The sequence below is a fragment of the Gluconobacter sp. P1D12_c genome, from assembly GCF_018812105.1.
Classification (GTDB): domain Bacteria; phylum Pseudomonadota; class Alphaproteobacteria; order Acetobacterales; family Acetobacteraceae; genus Gluconobacter; species Gluconobacter oxydans_A.
In genome coordinates this window covers 1-698 of the sequence record NZ_JACSIQ010000107.1, presented here as the reverse complement: position 1 = coordinate 698, position 698 = coordinate 1, and the positions used below count along the sequence as shown (strand labels likewise).

Below are 698 nucleotides of genomic sequence, written 5' to 3'. Positions count from 1 at the left end.
CATTTTACACTCAGCCAGGATGACTTCGATCTGATCGCAACCCGCCGCGGAGAAACCTCCCGATTGGGTTTCACGATGGTCATGCTCTACATGCGCTGGCCGGGACGGGTGCTGGAATCTGGTGAAACACCACCGGCTCCCATTCTGTCATTTGTTGCGCGGCAGCTCGACCTGTCCCCTGGGCTCTGGTCCCATTACGGACGTCGTGACGAAACCCGTCGATCCCATCTGGCCCACCTGATGAAGCGTTATGGCTACCGAACCTTCGATCGGTCGGCATTTCATGACATGACCGGTTTCGCGATGCCAATTGCACATCATGTGACCCAGCCATCCCGCATGGCTGCGATCCTGATTGACGAGATGCGTCGCCGAAGCATTCTCCTGCCGTCGGTCACTGTCATTGAAGCCTTGGTGCGCCGTGCTCGCCAGCAGGCCGATCACCTTGTCCATGACGTCCTTGCAGGGGATCTGCCGCCGGAAACCCGTTGTCGTTTGGACAAAATGCTGGAGCGTCGTGGCGATCGCAGTGCCTCCTGGCTCTCGTGGCTGCGTAACCCGCCCTTGTCACCAGCCGCGCGCAATATCCTGCGATTGCTGGAACGCCTGGAGTGTGTACGATCCCTGAACCTCGACAGCGCTCGCGCCACGACCATACCGCGTGTGGCCTTTGACCGTTTGAGCGAAGAAGCTGCCCG

1 protein-coding gene is annotated in these 698 nt (G+C 59.6%); it reads left to right on the top strand.

All coding sequences use genetic code 11. The features are described from left to right. The coding region (locus KP705_RS15785; protein WP_215764889.1) for a DUF4158 domain-containing protein at positions 1–698 on the top strand (698 nt) is incomplete at both ends.